Annotated in this window: 3 protein-coding genes; 2 read left to right on the top strand and 1 reads right to left on the bottom strand. The window is 47.6% G+C overall.

Annotation, left to right across the window (positions count from 1 at the left end):
* Window positions 1-262: 262 nt before the first annotated feature.
* The gene (locus IQE94_RS18535) at window positions 263-520 is read left to right on the top strand and encodes a hypothetical protein (protein ID WP_223343454.1); all 258 of its coding nucleotides are present in this window, start codon (window positions 263-265) and stop codon (window positions 518-520) included.
* Window positions 521-979: 459 nt separating this feature from the next.
* On the opposite strand, the gene IQE94_RS18530 is transcribed toward IQE94_RS18535, so the two are convergent.
* On the bottom strand, window positions 980-1,351 hold the full coding sequence (locus IQE94_RS18530; protein WP_223343452.1) for a hypothetical protein: 372 nt from the start codon (window positions 1,349-1,351) through the stop codon (window positions 980-982).
* Window positions 1,352-1,755: 404 nt separating this feature from the next.
* Between IQE94_RS18530 and IQE94_RS18525 the strand changes: the two genes are divergently transcribed.
* Window positions 1,756-2,277 carry a hypothetical protein gene (locus IQE94_RS18525; protein WP_223343456.1) on the top strand — a complete coding sequence of 174 codons (522 nt, stop codon included), beginning with the start codon at window positions 1,756-1,758 and terminating at the stop codon, window positions 2,275-2,277.
* The last annotated feature ends 555 nt before the right edge of the window (window positions 2,278-2,832 follow it).

Below are 2,832 nucleotides of genomic sequence, written 5' to 3'. Positions count from 1 at the left end.
TTCTGGCTTTTACGTCGATATAGCAAAAAATGGGTTAGTACCCTCTGGGCTATCAATAACCATCTTTCAGCTACCGAGAACCCCGGGGGTTTCTGTGAAATTGGACGATATAACAACTTAGGGCCCGTGCTCTGGCTATCCGTGGTGATGTGCCAGACTGCCTGATAAAATGCTTATCAATGCGCCCCGGCATCGTGCTGACAACACGACCCAGGACGACTTCCCCAAACTCTAAACTTCCTAGAATTGAGGCTCAATCATTATGAATAGCTCCGCTACACCCAGGCAACCCGTTTCAAGTTGCCGCAAGGGAGATTTACTCGACGCTCAGGACTTCATTTCAGAAATAGCTAAGCACCAACTGCTCCTAGAGATTATTGAGACGCTACAAATAGAAGCCAGTCTTCAGCTCGACCCAAGGGTTAGCCTGTTGCTCTGTTGCTACCATGCCGCAGGCATCCCCGCAAAATTACAAGCCGCTACCGACCTAATCGAGTCTGTGCGTAAGTCCCTTCCCTAGCAATGGGGGAGGGCTTTGCTTTGCCACTGATTGGACGTTAGTAGATGGGATGTTAGTCAGTGGGACTAGGGTGATGAGTGGAGGAACCACAATCCTCTGCCTTCCCCCATCATCTAGTTACTGATGCTAATTAGCCCTATTTGTAGCACTTAGCCCATATTAGAAAAAGTACAGACATGAGAACGCACTTAATATTAAAACAGCTTAGCAAGCTGATAGTAACTAAATCCAAAACCCTTACAGGGAAAGGGAAACGCATCCCCCCAGGGGGGATATGAAAGGGGAAAAAATAAGCCCCCAAACTAACAATTGTTGTGCTAGGTTGAGGGAGTGGGAAGCGGTCTGGCACCTGAAACTTAAGCCAGGCTCTCCCACACCGAAAGCTCATATAAAGCGCTTAAAATGGAAAGCGGGTCAGCAAACTTACGACAGTTACTTGACCCGAAAACTCATATAAAACTATCCCCATGTTAGCCAAAAATCTGCCAGTTCCGCAGTCCAACTTAGTCCAGTTTCCCCAGAGAGAACCGGAAACCGACCCTTATTAGCGTGGCCCGTACCTTGGAAAATGGTCAGGGAAGCAGTATCCCAACGGAGAATGCACCATAGGGTGGATACCGCAAAAGAGACGGGAAAAGACCGCCAAAGAAAAGCAATATGACCGGGATTGGCATAACCATAGGGATTATTTACAGACCCTCGACTATTGCCAACGGAATTATCAAGGGTTGGGCCTGGGCCAGGAAGGGGCCAAGGAATACCTAAAAGAAATTGGCTTAGACCGCCATGAAGAATACCTGCTTGCAAAGCAGGATGTTGGCGATCGCCCAACGTTCACCGCCACAGACTTAACGGGCTGGGAGTATGAAACTGAGAACCATAGCCAAAGTGCCAGGGCGAAACGAGAACGGAAGGGGAAAGCGGGAATAACATCGTATGGAACTAAGAGCGTCCGAAGCGGTGCCCACTGTTTGCAAAAAGCCTATGGACGGCAACGATTAGGCTTCCTAACTTTGACTTTGCCAAGCCATCCCGATTATCTGGCTGTTTGGTGTGAGCAATGGGCAGAGATTGTAAGGAAGTTTAACCAGGAATTACACCGGGAACTGGAAAGGCAGGGAGCCCCGGCCCATGTAATCGCAGTAACGGAAATTCAGACCGAGCGCTCTGAGGAGGTTGGTTACCCTATCCCCCATCTCCATGCCTGTTTTGTTGCTTGGGATGGCAAAACCTATATGAAAGGGGCAAAAACAAAGACCGGAAAAAGGAAGCCAGCCCACTACATTTCCCATGGCAGAATGCAGGCTATTTTCGCTCGTATCCTTGCCAATGAAGTAGAAAGAATTACTGGAGAGGTCGTTAACCCTGACGAATTAAACCCAAGGGTTGAGGTAAAGCATGTTAAGAAAAGTGCTGAAGGATACTTGGGTAAGTACATGAGCAAAGGCGGAAAAGACGTTAAGAAATTCCTTGACCAACAGCCAGACCGTACAGACTTGCCTACCCATTGGTGGCATTGTACAAAAGGTTTGAGAACGATTCTCAAGGGCTTAATCGGTGAGCTTGACTCTGCCATGGTTGAGGCGGCCCTTACTCAAATGGAAGACCTAATATCCCTTGGCATAGTACAGTATGCCAGGGCAATCACCAAAGAGATTAATGGGGTTGAAAGGTTGTTAGGCTGGGTTTTTAGGTTTGCCCCAGACTACAATCCCACAGACCCAAGGCGGATAGCTGTCGCCTTTGGTACTGCCTAGTATAAAATCTGTAACTCTGTTCTAGTCGCCCTCAAGCCAATGGGGGAAATTACCATGCATACCAGTCAAATTATCTGCCCCAAAGTTAGGTACAAAAGTCAATGCAATCTAGGGATAAGTAACTGCCGACTAAAACTGTTAACTAATGCAGTACGTCAACAGGAACAGACCCTAGCTGTGCGAGTAAAAAGGGCAAAGAAAAACGCACCGCTTCCTACAGACCAAACCCCGTTACCTTGTCTATAGTCGCTATTTCTCACAAACCACCAATGTAGGGAATTATGTTGCCAACCCTAGGGATAATTGCTAAGATTAAGTTGTTCTGTGGGGTTTGCCCTTCCCTAGTAGAATGCACGGCTAGAAAAGAACCAGCCTGGGAGGAAGCTAAGTCCTGATAAGGCAACCCTCCCTTAATGGGCCGGAAAGGAAAGAAAGTCCAAGATTTATGTTCAAGTCCCCTACTCAGGGGAAGTCTTATTAGTCAGGCTAATTAGTGCAAAGTGAGACGCTCTGAGCCGCTAAAAAACCATCTTTCAGTGACCGGAAACCTAAGGT

It is taken from the genome of Synechocystis sp. PCC 7339, assembly GCF_019924095.1.
Taxonomy (GTDB): domain Bacteria; phylum Cyanobacteriota; class Cyanobacteriia; order Cyanobacteriales; family Microcystaceae; genus Synechocystis.
The sequence above is the reverse complement of the archived record's forward strand: the minus strand, read 5'-3'. Positions and strand labels throughout refer to the sequence as shown.

What these genes read in the sequence shown, in the direction of transcription:
- IQE94_RS18535 (WP_223343454.1), top strand. Translation starts at nt 263, where the DNA reads ATGAATAGCTCCGCTACACCCAGGCAACCCGTTTCAAGTTGCCGCAAG.
- IQE94_RS18525 (WP_223343456.1), top strand. Translation starts at nt 1,756, where the DNA reads ATGAAAGGGGCAAAAACAAAGACCGGAAAAAGGAAGCCAGCCCACTAC.